Source organism: Halalkalibacter lacteus (assembly GCF_036663595.1).
GTDB lineage: Bacteria > Bacillota > Bacilli > Bacillales > Bacillaceae_D > Halalkalibacter > Halalkalibacter lacteus.
This window is the reverse complement of the sequence record NZ_JAWRVL010000383.1, coordinates 1-245: the sequence shown is the minus strand read 5'-3', so window position 1 is coordinate 245 and position 245 is coordinate 1. Positions and strand designations below refer to the sequence as shown.

Below are 245 nucleotides of genomic sequence, written 5' to 3'. Positions count from 1 at the left end.
ATCCAGCCGATCGCCATCGACGACGTCATGCACTACCTCGTCGAGGCGGCCGACCTCCCGGGCGACGTCAACCGCACCTTCGACATCGGCGGGCCGCAGGTCATGACCTACGAGGACATGCTCCACGGCTTCGTCCGGGTGACCGGGCGCCGCAAGCGGCTCATCGTGACGGTCCCCGTGCTGACGCCGCGCCTCGCCAGCCACTGGGTCGGGCTCGTCACGCCGCTGGATGCCGGAATCGCCAA

1 pseudogene is annotated in these 245 nt (G+C 69.4%); it reads left to right on the top strand.

Features of this window, described 5'->3' with window-relative positions:
• Positions 1 to 245 (top strand): annotated as a pseudogene (locus SAZ04_RS22750) (hypothetical protein); the annotation flags it as partial.